At 64.9% G+C, this 20,114-nt stretch carries 11 protein-coding genes, 1 pseudogene and 2 CRISPR repeat arrays; of the genes and pseudogenes, 4 read left to right on the top strand and 8 right to left on the bottom strand.

Annotation, left to right across the window (positions count from 1 at the left end; genetic code table 11):
* Nucleotides 1-13 precede the first annotated feature (13 nt).
* Both MJ797_RS10775 and MJ797_RS10770 read left to right on the top strand, forming a co-directional pair.
* The gene (locus MJ797_RS10775; RefSeq protein ID WP_239334175.1) at nt 14-259 is read left to right on the top strand and encodes a type II toxin-antitoxin system CcdA family antitoxin; all 246 of its coding nucleotides are present in this window, start codon (nt 14-16) and stop codon (nt 257-259) included.
* Nucleotides 256-657, top strand: a complete 402-nt coding sequence (locus tag MJ797_RS10770) for a hypothetical protein (protein WP_239334174.1) — start codon at nt 256-258, stop codon at nt 655-657. Before MJ797_RS10775 ends, MJ797_RS10770 begins: the two co-directional genes overlap by 4 nt.
* Nucleotides 658-694: 37 nt before the next feature.
* Nucleotides 695-6,610: a CRISPR direct-repeat array (repeat unit 30 nt; unit sequence GTTTCAATCCCTCCAGGGATGATCAGGGAC).
* A 108-nt stretch (nt 6,611-6,718) separates the two neighbouring features.
* Here the strand turns inward: MJ797_RS10770 and cas2 (MJ797_RS10765) are convergent.
* Nucleotides 6,719-6,982, bottom strand: a complete 264-nt coding sequence (gene cas2, locus MJ797_RS10765) for a CRISPR-associated endonuclease Cas2 (protein WP_239334173.1) — start codon at nt 6,980-6,982, stop codon at nt 6,719-6,721.
* A gap of 272 nt (nt 6,983-7,254) precedes the next feature.
* Between cas2 (MJ797_RS10765) and MJ797_RS10760 the strand changes: the two genes are divergently transcribed.
* Nucleotides 7,255-7,503, top strand: a complete 249-nt coding sequence (locus MJ797_RS10760) for a hypothetical protein (protein ID WP_239334172.1) — start codon at nt 7,255-7,257, stop codon at nt 7,501-7,503.
* 204 nt (nt 7,504-7,707) lie between these two features.
* A CRISPR array of direct repeats spans nt 7,708-10,697; the repeat unit is 30 nt; unit sequence GTTTCAATCCCTCCAGGGATGATCAGGGAC.
* 109 nt (nt 10,698-10,806) lie between these two features.
* Here the strand turns inward: MJ797_RS10760 and cas2 (MJ797_RS10755) are convergent.
* From cas2 (MJ797_RS10755) to MJ797_RS10720, 7 genes and pseudogenes are all read right to left on the bottom strand, one after another.
* Complete coding sequence (gene cas2, locus MJ797_RS10755; RefSeq protein WP_239334171.1) at nt 10,807-11,070, bottom strand: CRISPR-associated endonuclease Cas2; 264 nt, start codon at nt 11,068-11,070, stop codon at nt 10,807-10,809.
* Nucleotides 11,071-11,073: 3 nt separating this feature from the next.
* A pseudogene (gene cas1b / locus MJ797_RS10745) lies at nt 11,074-12,055 on the bottom strand (type I-B CRISPR-associated endonuclease Cas1b).
* Between the two features lie 40 nt (nt 12,056-12,095).
* Nucleotides 12,096-12,629 carry a CRISPR-associated protein Cas4 gene (locus MJ797_RS10740; RefSeq protein ID WP_239334170.1) on the bottom strand — a complete coding sequence of 178 codons (534 nt, stop codon included), beginning with the start codon at nt 12,627-12,629 and terminating at the stop codon, nt 12,096-12,098.
* Between the two features lie 32 nt (nt 12,630-12,661).
* The gene (gene cas3 / locus MJ797_RS10735; RefSeq protein ID WP_239334169.1) at nt 12,662-15,904 is read right to left on the bottom strand and encodes a CRISPR-associated helicase Cas3'; all 3,243 of its coding nucleotides are present in this window, start codon (nt 15,902-15,904) and stop codon (nt 12,662-12,664) included.
* Nucleotides 15,901-16,962 (bottom strand): type I-B CRISPR-associated protein Cas7/Cst2/DevR, encoded by a 1,062-nt coding sequence (gene cas7i, locus MJ797_RS10730; RefSeq protein ID WP_239334168.1) that lies wholly within the window; start codon nt 16,960-16,962, stop codon nt 15,901-15,903. The genes cas3 and cas7i overlap by 4 nt, the downstream gene beginning before the upstream one ends.
* Nucleotides 16,962-18,431 carry a hypothetical protein gene (locus MJ797_RS10725; protein ID WP_239334167.1) on the bottom strand — a complete coding sequence of 490 codons (1,470 nt, stop codon included), beginning with the start codon at nt 18,429-18,431 and terminating at the stop codon, nt 16,962-16,964. Before MJ797_RS10725 ends, cas7i begins: the two co-directional genes overlap by 1 nt.
* Nucleotides 18,428-19,117, bottom strand: coding sequence for a CRISPR-associated endoribonuclease Cas6 (locus tag MJ797_RS10720; protein ID WP_239334166.1), 690 nt, complete (start codon nt 19,115-19,117; stop codon nt 18,428-18,430). Before MJ797_RS10720 ends, MJ797_RS10725 begins: the two co-directional genes overlap by 4 nt.
* Before the next feature lie 300 nt (nt 19,118-19,417).
* Between MJ797_RS10720 and MJ797_RS10715 the strand changes: the two genes are divergently transcribed.
* Entirely contained in the window at nt 19,418-20,104 is a 687-nt protein-coding gene (locus tag MJ797_RS10715) for a Uma2 family endonuclease (protein WP_239334165.1), read from the top strand.
* The last annotated feature ends 10 nt before the right edge of the window (nt 20,105-20,114 follow it).

Below are 20,114 nucleotides of genomic sequence, written 5' to 3'. Positions count from 1 at the left end.
ATATGATCGATGCATGTCCGCTACCACTCGTATCACGGTCACGCTGCCCAGCGACCAGGTCGCCGAACTGAAAAAGATCACAGACAATGTTTCCGGTTACGTCGCCGAGGCTGTCGCACGCCAGATCCGGCACAGGCTGCTCATCGACGAACTGCAGCGCTACCAGGATGAATCCGGCACATTCACGCAGGAGGAACTGGCCGACGCGCGGGCCAGGCTCTTCGACGCCGCCGACGTCACCGAAGACACGGCAGTGTGACCAAGCGCATCGAGACGGTTGTCCTGGACTGCGCGGGTCTGTCGGCCTGGATCGTTCAGGACCGCCAGGTCGCCGCCATGATCCAAATCTTCAGCGAACTGGAGTCCGACCTCGTCATCAGCGCCACCACGATCATCGAGGTCAGTCATGCGGGGGTAAACATCCCTCGATTGAACTGGCTGCTCTCGCGGATCAAGGTCGAACCGGTCACCGAGGAGACCGCGAAAGCCTCCGCCCGGCTACTCAAAGAAACGAATCTGCACGGCCACAGATACGCGATCGACGCCACAGTGGCCGAGATGGCGCTACGGCAGCCGGGACCAGTTGCCATGGTGACATCGGACGTCGATGACATGTCCAAGCTCTGCGGCGGCCAGGTATATCTGATTGCAACCTAAAGCGACTCCACGCTCCGCACCCGCAGCTGCCGATCGGACTTGAATCCCTCCAGGGATGATCAGGGACGGTAAAGCTCACCGTCGCACCCGTGGCGTCAAACTCAGTTTCAATCCCTCCAGGGATGATCAGGAACCGGCCGCGACGGGTCACCACCGTCAGAGGTCTCGACGTTTCAATCCCTCCAGGGATGATCAGGGACGTCACGCGCACAGCGTGCATCATTTGAACTGATGTGCTGTTTCAATCCCTCCAGGGATGATCAGGGACCGCATCAGGGAGGACAGCACCTCCGGGACGGTACTTGTTTCAATCCCTCCAGGGATGATCAGGGACCCGCCGAAGCCGCGCTCACCCTGGCCGCGCTGGCGGCGTTTCAATCCCTCCAGGGATGATCAGGAACTCGAGCCCGGCCACCCGTTTGTGGACTGCGGCGCGGGACCGTTTCAATCCCTCCAGGGATGATCAGGAACGACGAGGACTGCGAGATTGTCACGGTGTCGTTGGGTTTCAATCCCTCCAGGGATGATCAGGAACACGCTCCAGGAGGTCGGCGCGCAGTTCGGCGTGACGCGGTTTCAATCCCTCCAGGGATGATCAGGAACACGACGAGCGGGGATCGGGATTTGGCCGGTCCATCATGTTTCAATCCCTCCAGGGATGATCAGGAACCGTCGAGATCCGGCACCCGCCGCGGCGGCCTGTAGTGTTTCAATCCCTCCAGGGATGATCAGGAACGACCACGATGTTCGGTGGCACGCAGGCCGTCAACTGTTTCAATCCCTCCAAGGATGATCACGGACACGGCTTCCTGGCGGACCTGCGCGCGCTCTGCGACGAGTTTCAATCCCTCCAGGGATGATCACGAACCTCGCACCGCGCATCCAGTGGGGATGCGTGGGCAACGTTTCAATCCCTCCAGGGATGATCAGAAACTCCCCGCCGGTGGGCACAAAGTGTGCCCGAAACGCCGTTTCAATCCCTCCAGGGATGATCAGGAACCTGCGGCCTGCGGACCCTCAACCCGTCCGCGGCCGCGGAGTTTCAATCCCTCCAGGGATGATCAGGAACTCGCCCCCGACGGCGGGGCCGACCTCATCTGGGCCGCCCGCGTTTCAATCCCTCCAGGGATGATCAGGAACCAGTGGTAGATCGCGCTCGGGCCCGGCGGCTGCGCTTTCAATCCCTCCAGGGATGATCAGGAACGCGCCCTACTCGTCCGCGCAGCTCGCTATGGCTTGTGGTTTCAATCCCTCCAGGGATGATCAGGGACAACCCGCCCGGTGGCCGGCACACGGGGCGTAGGGGTTTCAATCCCTCCAGGGATGATCAGGGACCGGGGCGCGTGGGTGGGGGCGATAACGGGTGGGTGGTTTCAATCCCTCCAGGGATGATCAGGGACCTGATCCTCAGGCGCACGGCGGAGGCAAGAAGCGCGTTTCAATCCCTCCAGGGATGATCAGGGACCGGCGAATGGTATCCAAACGGTTCCGGACGGAATGTCATGTTTCAATCCCTCCAGGGATGATCAGGGACTCGGGTGCCCAGCAGCTGGGCCGCCTGGCGTCTCTCGTTTCAATCCCTCCAGGGATGATCAGGAACCAGTGCCAAAAGTGCCAAAAGTGCCATGCGCACTAGTTTCAATCCCTCCAGGGATGATCAGGAACCTAGCACTGGTAGCCCCGTCGCGCGGAGATCGCGGTTTCAATCCCTCCAGGGATGATCAGGGACGTCGTCCCCCACGGTGGGGCGCTACCCGTCATCAGGTTTCAATCCCTCCAGGGATGATCAGAGACCCGCGCGCTCAAGCAAATTCTCACCATGGGACGGTCAGCTGTTTCAATCCCTCCAGGGATGATCAGGGACTCGCTTAAAATCGTTGAGATTTATCAGATCATCCAAGTTTCAATCCCTCCAGGGATGATCAGGGACCCGCACGGCCAAACGCTGGATCCGCAAGTGCGACTGGTTTCAATCCCTCCAGGGATGATCAGGGACTTGTCCGCGGCCGCTCGACCATGACAAGGCAAAGCCGGGGTTTCAATCCCTCCAGGGATGATCAGGACCGGGACCAGCTCGGGGACCAGCTGTTTCAATCCCTCCAGGGATGATCAGGACCGGGACCAGCTCGGGGACCAGCTGTTTCAATCCCTCCAGGGATGATCAGGGACGTGCGCGTATGTGAGCGTAACGCCAGAATTGGTAAAGTTTCAATCCCTCCAGGGATGATCAGGGACCCGGCACCCGGTGGGAGGTCATCCTGTACAGCACCGACGCGGTTTCAATCCCTCCAGGGATGATCAGGGACTAGTCCTGAGGGGCAACCGCGCTGAGTTCGTAGCGTCGTTTCAATCCCTCCAGGGATGATCAGGGACTCATGCGCGCCGCGCGGCAGCTGCTGCGCGCCACACGGTTTCAATCCCTCCAGGGATGATCAGGGACCGGCCGGCTGCACGTCGTCGCCCCCGGCATCCCCGAGTTTCAATCCCTCCAGGGATGATCAGGGACATGGGGGAACGTCCCACTGGCCGACATCGCCACCATGTTTCAATCCCTCCAGGGATGATCAGGGACCCGAGGACACCACACCGGCGGCGGCCGGGGACGACGGTTTCAATCCCTCCAGGGATGATCAGGGACGCGCGCATTGGGATCGATGATCTCACGGCCGCGATGTTTCAATCCCTCCAGGGATGATCAGGGACCATCGCTAGGGCGCGGTCGGCCGGGATGGCTGATTGGTTTCAATCCCTCCAGGGATGATCAGGGACTCCACCCATCGGACGCCCCGGCCCGCGAGCGGCTCTAGTTTCAATCCCTCCAGGGATGATCAGGGACTCCTGGACGTGGACGGCCGCACCATGGCCGTTTCGGCGTTTCAATCCCTCCAGGGATGATCAGGGACGCCAACGGTGCGCTGGAGGAGCCCGCGCAGCGGATTGTGTTTCAATCCCTCCAGGGATGATCAGGGACCGCGATGGCGGTCACCGAGTCGATGAGCCATGCCACGGTTTCAATCCCTCCAGGGATGATCAGGGACTACCAGTCAAGGGATGTCACTCGCTGTACCAGTCCCGGTTTCAATCCCTCCAGGGATGATCAGGGACCAGGAGATCCGGGACGCGGCCACGAAGGCGGTGCGGTTTCAATCCCTCCAGGGATGATCAGGGACGGCCGAGCGGGCGCAGAAGTGTGCGGGCCTGGCCAGGTTTCAATCCCTCCAGGGATGATCAGGGACGACGCCCGCGGAGACGCGGTCACCGCGTTCGGGTCGTTTCAATCCCTCCAGGGATGATCAGGGACCGGATAAGTCCGTATGGGCGCGTGCGAACAGCGGCGGTTTCAATCCCTCCAGGGATGATCAGGGACCCGCCTCGACCTGGCGCTGGGCGGGACCGGTCGTCCGTTTCAATCCCTCCAGGGATGATCAGGGACGGGCGACACGAGGACCTGCTCCGCGGACATCGCGACGGTTTCAATCCCTCCAGGGATGATCAGGGACGGGTGCGCAGGGGATGGTCCGAATCTTCCTACTCGCGTTTCAATCCCTCCAGGGATGATCAGGGACGCGGGTGCCCTCATGATGCAGCAGGGCGATGGGGTTGTTTCAATCCCTCCAGGGATGATCAGGGACGACCAGGACGATCGATGGCTCTGGCCTGCCACCATGTTTCAATCCCTCCAGGGATGATCAGGGACGGCCCGGCCGAAACAGTATGCCCGCTGGAGTGCAGGTTTCAATCCCTCCAGGGATGATCAGGGACGCTGCTCTACGTCCTGGAGCCCGGACAGGACGTGCCGTTTCAATCCCTCCAGGGATGATCAGGGACTACGGACCTCCGGGTGGGGAGCCGGGCGGAATACGGTGTTTCAATCCCTCCAGGGATGATCATGGACAAGGCCGTCCTGACGTGGCTCCGCAAGATCACAGCGTTTCAATCCCTCCAGGGATGATCAGGGACCCCCCCACACCCCCCTGAGAGCCGCTACAGCGGCTGTTTCAATCCCTCCAGGGATGATCAGGGACAGGTCGACGCAGACGCCCTTGATGGGGGCGCTATGCCGTTTCAATCCCTCCAGGGATGATCAGGGATCGCATGCGCTGGAAGTAGGCGCCCTTGCGGGCTTTCAGTTTCAATCCCTCCAGGGATGATCAGGGACACTCGGCCGCGACCCGGACCTTGGCGGTGGTGAGCGGTTTCAATCCCTCCAGGGATGATCAGGGACATGCAGACATTCTCCGTGATGCGCTTCAGTGGCAGAGTTTCAATCCCTCCAGGGATGATCAGGGACCTCATCGGCCCGTCTTCTTCGAGCTGGAGGACCCGGAGGTGTTTCAATCCCTCCAGGGATGATCAGGGACACACACCGAGCCGGGGGATGGTTCGGATACCGAGAACGTTTCAATCCCTCCAGGGATGATCAGGGACCCACCCTGTCCGGCGCGTGCGCCGACATCGCGGTGAGTTTCAATCCCTCCAGGGATGATCAGGGACCAGGTGGTAGACCAGCATGGCGCGCACATATATCGTTTCAATCCCTCCAGGGATGATCAGGGACGACGGAACTTGACGGAATAGCAAGGATCGTTCAGGATCAGTTTCAATCCCTCCAGGGATGATCAGGGACCCGCCGGTCCCGGCGGCGGCGGTGTAGTCTCGCCGGTGTTTCAATCCCTCCAGGGATGATCAGGGACTCGGTTCTCTGGCGAAATCTCTTCATGGCCACAGCGCGTTTCAATCCCTCCAGGGATGATCAGGGACCATCTACCATCCGGATGGCTCGGAAGAGCCAACCGTTTCAATCCCTCCAGGGATGATCAGGGACTGCACGGCCAACCCGGCCGCGAATACCAACGTCCTACGTTTCAATCCCTCCAGGGATGATCAGGGACAGATCATCTGAATATCCCGGCGTCGACCACCGCATAGTTTCAATCCCTCCAGGGATGATCAGGGACTCCTGGTTGGATGGGCGCACGGTCGGCTCCTTGTGTGGTTTCAATCCCTCCAGGGATGATCAGGGACGACCGCGGCGTGTGCGTCGGAGACGTCGATGCCGATCTGTTTCAATCCCTCCAGGGATGATCAGGGACGAGGTGAGCGGCGCTTGGGGGGGAGTAGCTGAGACGTTTCAATCCCTCCAGGGATGATCAGGGACCACAAACCCACCGGGCCGAGTACCTGGCTCTGGTAGCGTTTCAATCCCTCCAGGGATGATCAGGGACTCGAGGAATCCATCTATCGGACCGTCCTGGACAAAGAGGTTTCAATCCCTCCAGGGATGATCAGGGACCCGGCAGGTGGGTAATCGTCCTGCCTGACGGGGTTCGTTTCAATCCCTCCAGGGATGATCAGGGACTGTATGTCATGGTTCGGATTCGGGCCGTGAATATGGTTTCAATCCCTCCAGGGATGATCAGGGACGACCGAGCCGCCACAGTATGCGCGGCGGATGCAGGCGGGGTTTCAATCCCTCCAGGGATGATCAGGGACACTATCAGTCGGAGGAGAGAGATGCAGAGTTCTTTTTAGTTTCAATCCCTCCAGGGATGATCAGGGACGCCACCCCCGGCGCCGAGCCGGTACGTCACTGCCGTTTCAATCCCTCCAGGGATGATCAGGGACATGGTCACGACCTGGAGGTCATCCGCGTCCACGCGTTTCAATCCCTCCAGGGATGATCAGGGACTGGCCCTCACCGCGGCCGGCGTACCCGAGCTGCTGGCGTTTCAATCCCTCCAGGGATGATCAGGGACCAATGGCAGCGGGAGATCCCGCCATGACAGGGCATTGTTTCAATCCCTCCAGGGATGATCAGGGACTTGCGCGCGCCCGCGCGCCTTGACGTCCACCGCGCGATGTTTCAATCCCTCCAGGGATGATCAGGGACCCGTACGTGCTGTTGGCGTGTGAATAGTGGCCTGTTTCAATCCCTCCAGGGATGATCAGGGACCGAAGATAAACACGCAGGTCACAGCCTGTTTTGGAGATCGTTCCGGGGCTCGTTCTGCAGCGGTCCGGCGGTAGTGCAACACCGCAGGTCAGAGCCTTGATCGTCATTTTAGAGGATGGAGTCCTGGTTGCCCATCTCGCGCCCGAGCCACTCGGTCTCCACCAGGTGCGGGGAACGGGTCCGGTAGATGCGGATGCTGTCATAGTCGAGATCAAGATGGGTACGGAGCGCTGCGAGGAGCGCTCGATACTGCGCAGCGGACAGTTCCCCTTCGAACACGCTGCGCTGAGTCCAGTGCAGGTACTTGCGGCAGGCCTTGAGGACGACGGGGTTACGTTCGGCCGCGGTGTCGTAGACGAGCACGACGAACATACGTCACCACCAAGGCCGGAAAGGCTTGTAGGCAGGGCTGCGCGAAGGTAGCACTCCAGGTTGATCCAACTACACGTTCGGCCACGGTCAGGCACCCCTGACAATCCAAAAATCCCTGAAGCACAAGCACTGTGGGCGTCAGCGGTAGTCCGGCAGCGGGCCCCTCGTGGTGACTTTGAGCCACTACTCGTTACCGATTGCGATCTTCGCGCAGCCCTGGGCTTGTAGGGGGTGCCCTCCAGACAGAGACGGACAATCTTGAGCGCCTCCAGATGGATGATCTCCTCGTAGGAGACCTTGCGGCGCAGCGTCCGGTGGTAGACGGTCGTGGCGAGCTCCTCCCGGATCATCGTGGAGACCTTCTTACGGCCGTCACGGCTGAGGGAGGCCCGGCCGACGTCGCTTTCGAAGTCGGCGGGCCGCAGCGTCTTCTGCGCGGCGGCGCGACGCAGCAGGCGTTCGGCGAACAGCGGCTTGAACGCCTGTACTCCGCACGTTCGTGCAGTGTGCTGACAGTGTGACTTCTTGGTCGGGTGGCGTGGTGATCGCCCTGGTGCGTAGTGCGTCCGTTCTGGCATGGTTCGCAGCGTGCTAGCGACCGCGGACCTCGTCTACGGGCCCCGAGCCCCCGAGCCTGGAGAAGTTCCTCGGCTCGCTGCCCGTGGTGCGTGACCTGCTGGTCCGCCTCGACCTGATCGCCGTCATCAACGAGCCCCGCTAAAAAGGTTTCAATCCCTCCAGGGATGATCAGGAACACTGCCCGGCGGGCACGTGGACCCCGGGGAGGAAAGTTTCAATTCCTCCAGGGATGATCAGGAACACGCTGCTGATCGGCAGCATGAATGGAGCGTCGAACTTGTTTCAATCCCTCCAGGGATGATCAGGGACAAGTTGCTACACGGTAGATTCCGGCGTGATAGCTGTTTCAATCCCTCCAGGGATGATCAGGGACCCGCAGCCGTATGGCCGGGTAGCCCGCTCATGGCCAGGTTTCAATCCCTCCAGGGATGATCAGGGACCCGCTGGCACACCGGCCGGTACGCGATCGTCACAGCGTTTCAATCCCTCCAGGGATGATCAGGAACAAGCTGAAGATCGCCCACGTCATCGCGATCACCCTGTTTCAATCCCTCCAGGGATGATCAGGGACAACTGCGTAGGCGCGTCACCCGCCTCCGTGCGGTCGTGTTTCAATCCCTCCAGGGATGATCAGGGACAACCGTCGGCGGGAGTGGTGCCGGTGGTGTAACGGGTTTCAATCCCTCCAGGGATGATCAGGGACGCCCTCCCGGCCATCACCGCCGCCCAGGAGATCCGGTTTCAATCCCTCCAGGGATGATCAGGGACCTCAGCACATAGGCGGGTGCAAACTAAAACGCCAGGGTTTCAATCCCTCCAGGGATGATCAGGGACTCGGCGGCTTCGGCGAGCATGACATTGATCCGGCGTTTCAATCCCTCCAGGGATGATCAGGGACACGGCGTCCACCGCGACGTCTCCGTCTACACCCGCGTTTCAATCCCTCCAGGGATGATCAGGGACCATGACCCCGTCTACACCTACCGCCACATCCACCCCGTTTCAATCCCTCCAGGGATGATCAGGGACACTCGCCTAGTAGGCGTTCCTAGCCTGGGATTTGAGGTTTCAATCCCTCCAGGGATGATCAGGGACACGAGAGCGCCATCAACATCAGCCGCTACGACTGGCGGTTTCAATCCCTCCAGGGATGATCAGGGACACGCCGACGGTGCGCGTTCCGCCCTCCCGCATGCAGCGTTTCAATCCCTCCAGGGATGATCAGGGACACTCGAATATGAAGATCTTTGCATGTGATGCTGAGACGTTTCAATCCCTCCAGGGATGATCAGGGACTGGCCGGGGCTGTTGGTGGGGTTGTGAGGGGTCTGGTTTCAATCCCTCCAGGGATGATCAGGGACGCAGGAGGCCGGCACGTGGGTGGTTGCGCAGCGTGTGTTTCCCCCCCCTCCAGGGATGATCAGGGACATCCCGGACGGCACCTCGCTCGGCTTGACCCGACGTTTCAATCCCTCCAGGGATGATCAGGGACCTCCGTCGATGTCGACGGCGAGTACACCTCCGATGGGTTTCAATCCCTCCAGGGATGATCAGGGACTGGGCATGGGCACCATGGCATGGGAAAGGGTCGGGTTTCAATCCCTCCAGGGATGATCAGGGACCGGGGCCTGGCCCTCGGCGCCGCGCACGTCCTGCGGTTTCAATCCCTCCAGGGATGATCAGGGACACCCCCGCCGTGCTCGCAAACGGCTCGGCCAGCGGGTTTCAATCCCTCCAGGGATGATCAGGGACCGGTCGTCCGGGGGAGCGCAGCCAGTACAGGCCGTTGTTTCAATCCCTCCAGGGATGATCAGGGACAGGACGAACAAGGGAGCGGAAAATGGCAGCCAAGACAGGTTTCAATCCCTCCAGGGATGATCAGGGACTCCTGGGCCCTGCGGCTGTTGATGCGGGCGGGCATACGTTTCAATCCCTCCAGGGATGATCAGGGACCCCGCAGGTCAGTCGTCGTCGGTCGCGTCGTCGTCGGTGTTTCAATCCCTCCAGGGATGATCAGGGACCTACAGCAGACTCTGCCAGTAGGCCACCTGTAGAGTTTCAATCCCTCCAGGGATGATCAGGGACCCGTCCCAGCTAGTGGCGACGGAGCCGTGTCACGTGTTTCAATCCCTCCAGGGATGATCAGGGACGGGTCGGCGGGCACGTCGCGGACATTGGATGGCATGTGTTTCAATCCCTCCAGGGATGATCAGGGACAGGTCTGCCATTCCGCGCGCACGGTCGGATCAATATTGTTTCAATCCCTCCAGGGATGATCAGGGACCGTCCAGCAGGCTCATCGCGCACCTCCCGTCACGGGTTTCAATCCCTCCAGGGATGATCAGGGACTAACGCTCGGACGAAATGAGGTTGTCCAGCGCGGGTTTCAATCCCTCCAGGGATGATCAGGGACGCGCCCTTGATTGCGGACTGGGCGGCCGCCGTAGCGTTTCAATCCCTCCAGGGATGATCAGGGACCCCTGGAGCGGTTCCGGCGGCCCGCGTGAGAGCGCTGTTTCAATCCCTCCAGGGATGATCAGGGACCCTTGCGCAGGCCGAGCATGGCGGCGATGGTGCGGCGGTTTCAATCCCTCCAGGGATGATCAGGGACCTGGTAGGGGTGCCGTATGCGGCGGCGAGGCGCGCGTTTCAATCCCTCCAGGGATGATCAGGGACGAACCCCGTCGTGACCGGACTGCTCCTGGATGCCCGGTTTCAATCCCTCCAGGGATGATCAGGGACCCCGGGAGCTGCCCGTGATGGCGGCTTGGACGTGTCGTTTCAATCCCTCCAGGGATGATCAGGGACCGCAGCCCGGCGAACCCGGACCCGGACCACGTCCGTTTCAATCCCTCCAGGGATGATCAGGGACCTGAATTCCTCTGAGCCGTAGCGGAGAAACATGGTTTCAATCCCTCCAGGGATGATCAGGGACCGCCGCCATCGCGATCCTGTGGTTTTACGGCTACATGCTGTTTCAATCCCTCCAGGGATGATCAGGGACACGACGTCACGGACACGCATGACCAGTGTCCGCAGCAGTTTCAATCCCTCCAGGGATGATCAGGGACGAGGTTCAAGCATGGGCACGCGCTCAGGGCTACGGGTTTCAATCCCTCCAGGGATGATCAGGGACCCGAAGATAAACACGCAGGTCACAGCCTGTTTTGGAGATCGTTCCGGGGCTCGTTCTGCAGCGGTCCGGCGGTAGTGCAACGCCGCAGGTCAGAGCCTTGATCGTCATTCTAGAGGATGGAGTCCTGGTTGCCCGTCTCGCGTCCGAGCCACTCGGTCTCCACCAGGTGCGGGGAACGGGTCCGGTAGATGCGGATGCTGTCATAGTCGAGATCAAGATGGGTACGGAGCGCTGCGAGGAGCGCTCGATACTGCGCAGCGGACAGTTCCCCTTCGAACACGCTGCGCTGAGTCCAGTGCAGGTACTTGCGGCAGGTCTTGAGAACGACGGGGTTGCGTTCGGCCGCGGTGTCGTAGACGAGCACGACGAACATGCGTCACCACCAGGGCCGGAAGGGCTTGTAAGGTGTGCCCTCCAGGCAGAGGCGGACAATCTTGAGCGCCTCGAGATGAATGATCTCCTCGTAGGAGACCTTGCGGCGCAGCGTCCGGTGGTAGACGGTCGTGGCGAGCTCCTCCCGGATCATGGTGGAGACCTTCTTACGGCCGTCACGGCTGAGGGAGGCCCGACCGACGTCGGTTTCGAAGTCGGAGGGTCGCAGGGTCTTCTGCGCGGCGGCGCGGCGCAGCAGGCGCTCGGCGAACAGCGGCTTGAACGGTTCCGGCCAGGTCCAGGGCGAGGGTGTTACGGCGCCGGTCGGTGTCGGCGTGCAGAAATCCGAGCGCGGGGTGCAGCGGGGTGCAACGCAGGGCGGTGAGGACTCGCGCGTAGACGATGCTGTTGGTATAGCTGATAAAGGCGTTTCCCGCATTGGTCGGTGGACGGCGGGTTCGACCGTCCAGCCGCAGCCAGGCCGGCAGGATCGTGTCGAACACCCCCCAGGCCGTTCGGCGGAAGTTCCCCTCTGCCCCCATAAGCTGTTCGGCGCTGTGACAGTCCGGGAGCTGGGCGGTAAGGGTATCCAGGGCGCGATCGAGATGTTCGGTGTCCAGCGCCCAGCGCACATTTGCCGCAGTCGTGGCTACCAGTGAACGGGCGACTGCGACCCGCTGCTCCGGGTCTGCGGTGAGGGCAACCTGGCAGCGCAGCACCTGAGCCGACGACATGTCCTCGGCGGGGGTGACGGCGCCGGCATAGTTGCCATAGTGATCCAGGACGTGGAGCATCACGCCGTGCCGGCCGAGAAGCGACACCGCCGCGGTGTTGATGTCGACGTGGTCGAAGGTCACGAGATCGCGGACATCGGTGATCGGGAGACGCACCGGCTTGGCGTCAGCCCGCTCGATACGCAGGCTGTTGTCCTCGCGACGGATGCGGCACGGTTCGGTCAGCCAGTACGTGCGGCCGGCGGCGCTCATGCCTGTGGCCGGGACGCCCGGCGATGGTCGGTCATATGAACTACCCCCAGCAGTAGTCGGTATAGGAACAGCCGCGGCAGCGCCTGCGCTCCAGCCGTGGTGGTATCGACGGCGCGGCGATCACGGCACGGGCCTGGCGCTCGGCGTCCAGAGCGGCGGCGCGGGCCTGGTCGTTCCAGGTCACGGTGACCGTCCGGCGGATCAACGGGTAGTGGACAGTCCCGCCTCGCACGTGGACCCCGCGCCGTTCCAACAGCAGGCAGTAATGGCGGACCTGCGCCTCATGATCCGCCGAAGGGGCACGGGAGGACTTGGTCTCATGGACGACCGCGCCGGTGGTGACCCAGTCGATTTTCGCCTCGCCGAGGTCGATGTCGCGGCGGCGGGTGTAGGTGGTGTCGTCCACGACCTCACCGAAGGCGACCAGATCGCTGGACGCCTCCGGCCGGTAGCCACGCATGTAGAGCCAGAGCTGACGCGGGCAGTGCAGCAGGTACTTGATGTGGACACCGCCGAGGCCGTCGTCACCAACCTCACTCGTGGGGCTGCTCGTGGGGCTGCTCGTGTCGCTCACGGGGCCGACGGTGCTCACAGGATTCGTGTCGCTCACAGGACGGTGTCCACTGGGATGGCCTGCGCACGAGCACCCGTGTCCGGGTCGGCGGACAGATCCAGCCCGGCCTCGGCCGTGTACGGCAGATCGACCACAGCCAGTTTGAGACGCCGGTCGACGTGGGCATGCCGGTCGCGCAACAGGCCTGCGTACTGCCCGAAGCGGATGGGGATGAGCAGCCCTTCGGCGAGCAGCGGGTGACCGTCACGCCGGTCCGACAGTTCCCGGTACTCGTCGACGTCGTCGGCGTGCAGGACGTGCACGGTGTCAAAGCCCTCGTCAAGCTTGTCGGCGAACTCGCCACGGTCCTCAAACGGCTGGCGGAAGGTCAGGAAAGCCGCGGCGAACTCGTCCCGCGCCTCGCGGGCGATCTGGGCCCACTGCTGCCCCCAGGGGGTGGCGTAGACGTCGGCGAGCCAGGCACCGATCGTGTGTTCCGAGATCATCGGATCAGCGGTCACGGTGCGTTGCATGGCGGCCCACGCCGCGTCCAGCGCCTCCTCTTCGTAGGGCAGGTGGGACGACACGGCGTGAACGCGGAACTCGACAGGCCCGTCCGGATGGCGCCCGCGGCGGTTGACCCGGCCGGCACGTTGGGCGACCGCTTCGATCGGGGCGAGTTCACTGACCCCGCGGTCGAAGTCCAGGCACAGCGAGACCTCCAGCACCTGGGTGGATACGACGAGTCCGCCACGGCCCTCACGCAGGGCCGGCTCGCCCGGTTCGCGTTCGGGATGCCGGGCGGCGACTCGCCGTTCGATCGCGGTCCGGTCACGGGCTTTGAACCTTGAGTGCAGCAGCAGGGCCGCGTTGTCGTCATCCGGATGCACGGCGCGGGCGGCCGGCGCCAGCGCCTCGAACAGGGCCTGGGCGCTGCGGACGGTGTTGGCCACCACCAGGACGCTGCGCCCCTCGGACAGCCATCCGGTGATGACCTCAAGGCTTGCCGGCGAGGTGACCGGCTCCTCGTCGAGGACGAGCCGATGGCGGTCCGGCGCGGTGCCGGCGGCGGCGGGCACGACCGCCACCGGCCGCGGAGACAGACTTTCCTTAACCAGTTCGATCATCGGCGGTGCGAGGGTCGCGGAGAGCACCGCGACCCGGCTCCCGAGCTGCTTCCACAGCCGCAGGGCCGCGCAGATCCGGCCGAAGGTGACCGGGTCGTAGGCGTGCAGTTCGTCCAGGACGAACAGCGCGTTGGCCTGCTCCAGCAGGACCGAGGAGTACCGCGGCCCGGCGATCGCCGCCCGCAGCAACTGATGCGGGGTGGCGACACGCACCCGCTGGGCGAACAGTCGCATCGCCCCCGCGCGGGCGCGGGCCTTGCGCGCGTCGTCGGGTCCGGGCGCGCAGTCCTCCGCCACCGCCCGGGTGAGCAGCGTGCGGGCAGCGGTGGAATGCAGCACGCCGATGTCGGGCTCCGCCTCGCCCGGTGGCGGGTCGAGCGCATGGGTGAACCGCTCGGCGGCGGCGTCGATGGACGCCCGGTAGGGCAGCACCCACACCAGCCGTGGCCGGCCCGGCATTCCCGCGAGCTGGGTGGACGCCCAGGCGAGACCCGCTTCGGTCTTACCGCTGCCGGTCGGCGCGGTCAGTACGAGATGGCCGTCGACCGCCGCCGCCCCCCGCTGATGATCGTACGGTGTAGCCAGTCGGTCGAGAAAGCGCGACGGTAACGGCATGTGCCGCTGCAACGGCACCTGGGCGGAGCCGGAATGGTCGGCGAGGGTGACCGCGCCCTGCAACAGCACCGCCAGCAGGCCGTCCTCCGGGGTGACCGGGTCGATCCAGGCGTCCCGCGTCGCCACGAACAGATCACGGGCCCGCTGCCACAACCGCCGGCCGTCCGATGGCGGCAGGCTCGTGCCGAGCTGGCCGGTGAACCAGGTGAGCAGCTCGGCGTGCCGCGCCGGGGTGACCTGGATGCGGGGTTCGTCACCGAAAGCATCCGGGTTGAGGCCGAAGCGGCATTCCCAGCCACCGTCATACGGGTACCTGTCAGCCAGGCCGTCGCCGAGGCCACCGCTGACCGTCAGTGGCTTGTGGTGGAAAGCGACGCCCGTTGCCGTCATGAGCCGGTCATGATCGGGTTGACCGGCGGTGAGCAGGTCTACGTAGGCCAGCGAGAGCACCTCGTGCCGCTCGCCCCACGGCGCCTTGCGCACCCGCAACTGCCGCTGGAAACCGGCGGCTACCTTGCCGGCGTCGTGCAGCAGGGCGGCCTGTTCCACCCAGGCCCAAAAGCGCGGTTCCGCGGCGATCGGCCCGGCCGGGCCGATGCGGTCGGCGACCGCGCGGGCGGCGTCCCGCACCGCCGCGCAGTGGTCGGTCAGCGGCTCCGGCCGGCCGTGCGCGGAGCCGGTGGCGGACTTCGCCAGCACCTGGTCGAGCGCAGCTCGATGACCGCCGTCACCACCGCCGCCACCGCTATCGCCGCGGGCGCTCGCCGAGTTGCCCGCAGCGCCGGGGCTATCTGCGTTATCGGTGTTATCGGCCATCTCCCCGGCATCGGCGCCATCCGTGCTGCCGGCCTGGTCAGGGCCGTGGAGCCAGACCGCCTCACCGGTGCCCTCGTCGCGGTAGGCACCCTGAACATCCCGGCGCCCCGCAGCTGTCGGGCACCACAGGAACGATCCGTAGACGGTGCGGAACCGGTCGGCGCTCACGGTCTCAGCGAGCCGGACCGACACCGCCCCGGGCGCGTCATGCCCGTCCGGCGGTGCCAGAGCGTGACCGACCACCGCCTGCGCGGCCGGGTGCAGCACCGTCCACCGGGGCCGGCCCCGCAGGTACACCAGATCCTGGGAGCGCCCCAGCCGCAAACCCCAGATGGGCCGGCGCAGCGCGGCTTCGATCCGGCGGCCGTCCGCGCCCGGAATCCACAGGGTCACGTGGACGCCGGTGAGGAACGGCCGTTCCCGTACGGTGGCGCCGCCCTTGCCCGCCCGGACCCGGCCGCCGATCGCCGGGTTGCTCCCGTCCGCGGCGATCGGATGGTAGGTCTCCAGGTCGATGCCGTCACCGGCGGCACTGGCCGCCATCCCCAGCCGGACCGGTTCGTCGGGCCGGCCGGTGGCCGCCGCGAGCATGCCCCGCACGGTCGACGGTGCGGGCACCGGTAGGCAGCGGGTGACCCCGGGGAACATCGGGTCCCGGAACGACGCGACCGGCGCGAACAGCTCGACCCGCAGCGCCTCGACCGGGACCGGGCGTGGATGTTCGCTCACCGTGCTCACCGGGCCGGGTCGTCGAACCAGGCGTCATGCTGCCCGTCCCGCACCCGCGCGGCCAACGCCAGCAGCACCGTCCGCGGATGATCGATCACCACCTGGCCGGCCGCGATCTGCTCGGCCAGGTCGGCCTCGAACCGCCTGCGCAGGACATCGCGGAAGCCGGGCCGCCAGCCGATGAGCACCGGCGACTCCCATTCGCCCTGCCATGCGGCCAGTTCCTTGCGGAGCACGTCACCGCGGACCTGAAGACCGGTGCCGTCCTCCGCCCCGTCGATGACGAAACCGAACGGGTTCACCCCACCCGCCATCGGCACCACCGCCAGCAGCGCCGGAACGCGGTCACCGTAGTGCAACGCCTTCTTCGCACCACCGGCCAGCTCCGCCAGCGCCTCCACCAGGACCGCGACCCGCTCCCGCCGGGAGGCGAGCGGCAAGCGTACCGCGGTGTGGCCGCGGAAGGTCTGCGTGGTCGCACCGGCCTGCACCGCGGCCGCAAAGCCCAGCGCGGTTTTCTCGTCGAGATAGTTGGGCCGGCCCGACCCGCTCGGACCCGGCAGGGTAAACGTGCCCACCCGCGGTATGTCGAACAGGAACGGCGCGGCGAGGTCCGCAGTGTAGAACTCGTGCGAGTGCAGCACCGGCTCGGAAATGTTCCGGGACATCACCCCGAAATCCTCGGTGAGCTGCGCCGGCTCGACCGCGAGGAACGTACCCACCATGAACGGGGTGTCCCGCACGGTCGTGGCCTCGTCGGTGGATTTCGCCGTGGCCTTCATGTAACCGAACAGGTCGTCATCGACGTACCGGATCGGGTCCGCGTTCGTGGTCACCTTCTGCGCCTTACCCTGCGCTTTTCCGACCCGCTCGGTCGGCGACGGCACCGAGCCGGCGGCGGTCATCGTGTCCCGCAGCCAGCGGCGGAACGCCTGCGCGGACACATACGGGTAGTACCGGCCCCGGATCCGGGTCTTCTTCACCCTGCCGGTCGTCGTGTCACCCGCGCCGTTGTTCGGCGCGCCCGCCTCCACCGCGAGCACGATCTTTCCTGCCAGAAACGCCATCAGGCGTACCCCCCGTCATTGTCAACATCATCGTCGTCCGCATCCGGGTCGAATCCCACGCGCGGCCCGTCGGTGTCGTCGGCGTCGTCCTCGTCGCTCTCGGCCCGCGTCCCGATCGCCGCTCCGCGCGTGACCAGCTCGGCGACGACCTCGAAGAACAGCTGCCCGCGCAGGCGCCACCCCTGCGGGGTCGAGGCCAGCAGCGTCTCGGTCACCCCGGTGATGTCCGACGGACGATGCCCGTCGAGCAACAGCCGGGCGCTCGCATCCATCAGCAGGCGTTGCAGCGCGAACGTCCGCCCGGCCACCTGCCGGTACTCGTTGAACCGGCCGCGGGGATTCTTCTCCGCCGTGATCCAGTCGACCAGCAGCGTGGTGACGGGTTTCAGGTCACCCGTGTCCATTCCACACATCTCCCTCAGATACAGCGCTGACAACGCCCGCCAGTCCCGCAGGGTCGACGCCGACGTCTTCTCCACCGCGTCGCGGCGGTTGAACAGCTCGACCAGCAGCCGGTCCCGATGATCGTTGACCGGTTCGAACAACGTCCGGGCAATGGCGTCACGGCCGCCGCGGATGACCGTTCCGTCCGCGGCCCGCCTGGTCAACGCGCGTTCGAGCCGTCGCCAGCCCCGGGCGGCGACCGGTTGGGTCGGCAGCGCCCGTAGAAATCCCACGACCGCCAGTCGGGTGGCGGTGACCCGCAGCCACGGCTCCTGGTTGTCGTTCTTGAACATCCACAATGTCGTGGCGACCGGCCGCTGGTTCGTGCCGGACCGTGCCGCGTAGTTTCGCAGCCCCCACAATGTCACCGCCTCGGGAGAGGCATGAGACGGCAGGGAGCTGAATCCGACCTGCTGGATCCGGGCGGCCCGTTCACAGTTCCGCGCCGCGAAATTCCGCTCGACCACGTCACCGTCGCAGGTCAGTACCGTCGCCGACCCGGCTGTTACCGCGGCGCCGTACGGCATCGCCCACACCGCGATCCGGCACGCCCGGCACACCGGCCAGCCCGCCGCCCCCGGTGGCAGCGTGTTGCGGAACTTCGTCGTGTCGAACATCGGCAGCATCGACTTCGCCCACAGGACGCCGGCCATCGCGCCGCAGAACACGCACGGTCGTAGCACGTCGCGCGCCCGGTCCACGGCGAAGAACCGGTCCACCTCGCCGGTCAGCGCGGCGGCGTCCCGCGGCCGGCTCGCGTGGGTCGGCTTCGCGTTCGGGAACAGCGCGTACAGGACCTTCCACCAGTCATAGGCCGCGTCGTCCTTACCCGCTGTGGCCGCCCGCACGACATCCCGCACGATCCGTGCCGCGACATCATCGAGATCCTCCACCGTCACGTCATCCGGATGATCGCGGCCCGCGAGAATCGTGACCGCCCATGCTCCGCAACGTTGGATCGGATGACGTGTCAAGGCCAGCGCTTCTGTCCGTAACTGTTCGCCGGCATCCGGTGGTGCGGTCATCGGATCCAGCCGAATCCCTGGTTGGTGTTGAGCCCCAGGCCCCATTCGTAAAGGGCGTCGAGCAACACGGGATCGGCATGCACGCGCAGCTGGACGGTGCTGCCGTGCCGGGGCGCGCGCTGCACCAGGAACTTGCGCGCAGGCCCGTACGACACGATGTCGATCTCCAGGTCGCCGGGCAGGCCCAGCACGTCCGCCTTGTGCCGCAGGTTGTGGCACAGCCTTTCCGCATACCGCGGATGGTCGGGGTGGATGAACCGGTCCTCGAATTTCACCAGCACCTGTGTCACCGTCGAAAAATCCGCCCACCCGCGGCTGTGGTCCGGCATCGGCTCCAGCTGGACGCCCCGCACCCGCAGCGCAATAGTGCCCCAGCGGAGCTCCGTGCGCCCGGCGACCCCGGCCAGCAGCGCCGCGGCCACCCGGGGCACCGGGGAGCCGAACCAGACCGTGCCGTCACCGGACGCGCCGTACAAGCCGGTGCGCCGGCCCGCCCCGCGGAAGCACGGCGACGACAGACCCAACGGACGCAGCGAACTGCCCGCGTAGCCGTGATCGTGTAACTCAGCGGCCAGCGCCTCGTCCTGAACGCGGATCAGATCGTAGGCCACCCCGCGCGCCGGGCTGAACACCTGGTCCCACGGAATGCTGTCCACATCCGCGGCGACGTCCACTCGAAATCTCATCCGACTCCCCCGATCCTCGGTGCCGTGGTCTTGTCCGTTGTCGGCGCTGAGCTCCAGTACCCGCCAAGCCGCCCACAGCGCCGCCCTCATCCATCAGGTACTGACGGACGACCGGGACGACAGCCTCCCACCCGCCGATCTGGCTCTGCACGCCGGGCGAGCGGATCATAACCATTGGATAAGACGCAGGCTCGTCCGCACTACCCGACCGACATCATGTACATAGTGCTATATGTCAGCAACACTCCGATGTATGCTGTGAAGCAAACGTGCCGTCCGAACCCAGCAGGGAGTGGCACCATGACCAGGGTGATGGTGAGACATGAGCCGTCGACGACGCAGCCGGACGAGGACGGTTGGGCGTGCTCCCCGTTTACCGGTCTCGCTGGCGAGCCGCTCGGCGACGCCGATCTGCGGCGCTGGCCCTTCGGCATCGGCGCTGTCGAGACCCGCGACGGCGTCACGTTCTTCCACTCCCGCCACCCGGATGGCTTCACCCCGGACGACCTGCGCCGGACTCCGGCGGATGGCCGGCGGTACGAGCTGGTCGACGGCACCATCGTCGTGAGCCCGTCCCCGGGTTACGCCCATCAGCTCGCGGTCGCGCACCTGCTCACCCTGCTCGTCGGCGCACAGACCGAGGCCGCTCGGGCGCTTCCCGCCCCCTTCGACGTCACGCTGGCGACCGGCCGCGTCCTTCAGCCCGACATCGTCGTCCTAGCGCATCCCAAGGCGAAGATCCCGCTTCTCGTGGTCGAGGTGCTGTCCCGGTTCGGGCGGAGTTATGACCGACGTGACAAGTTCGACGAGTACGAGACGGCCGGCATCCCGTCCTACTGGATCGTCGATCCGGACGTCCCGGCGGTCTTCGTCTTCGAACTCACCAAAGGCCGCTACGAGCAGGTCGCCTATGCCGAGGGCCCGGCAACGTGCGCCGTAGACCGCCCGTTTCCGTTGAGCTTCTCCCCAGCCGACCTACTGGCCTGAGCCAAGGGAC

The sequence above is a fragment of the Protofrankia sp. CiP3 genome (assembly GCF_917627345.1).
Lineage (GTDB): Bacteria > Actinomycetota > Actinomycetes > Frankiales > Frankiaceae > Protofrankia.
Note: the sequence above shows the minus strand (reverse complement) of the source record. Positions and strands in the feature narration are given on the sequence as shown.

Excerpts from the sequence above, each read along its gene's own strand:
- MJ797_RS10775 (WP_239334175.1), top strand. The coding sequence starts at position 14 with ATGTCCGCTACCACTCGTATCACGGTCACGCTGCCCAGCGACCAGGTC.
- cas2 (WP_239334173.1), bottom strand. The coding sequence starts at position 6,982 with ATGTTCGTCGTGCTCGTCTACGACACCGCGGCCGAACGTAACCCCGTC.
- MJ797_RS10760 (WP_239334172.1), top strand. The coding sequence starts at position 7,255 with ATGGATGATCTCCTCGTAGGAGACCTTGCGGCGCAGCGTCCGGTGGTA.
- cas2 (WP_239334171.1), bottom strand. The coding sequence starts at position 11,070 with ATGTTCGTCGTGCTCGTCTACGACACCGCGGCCGAACGCAACCCCGTC.
- cas7i (WP_239334168.1), bottom strand. The coding sequence starts at position 16,962 with ATGGCGTTTCTGGCAGGAAAGATCGTGCTCGCGGTGGAGGCGGGCGCG.
- MJ797_RS10725 (WP_239334167.1), bottom strand. The coding sequence starts at position 18,431 with ATGACCGCACCACCGGATGCCGGCGAACAGTTACGGACAGAAGCGCTG.
- MJ797_RS10720 (WP_239334166.1), bottom strand. The coding sequence starts at position 19,117 with ATGAGATTTCGAGTGGACGTCGCCGCGGATGTGGACAGCATTCCGTGG.
- MJ797_RS10715 (WP_239334165.1), top strand. The coding sequence starts at position 19,418 with ATGACCAGGGTGATGGTGAGACATGAGCCGTCGACGACGCAGCCGGAC.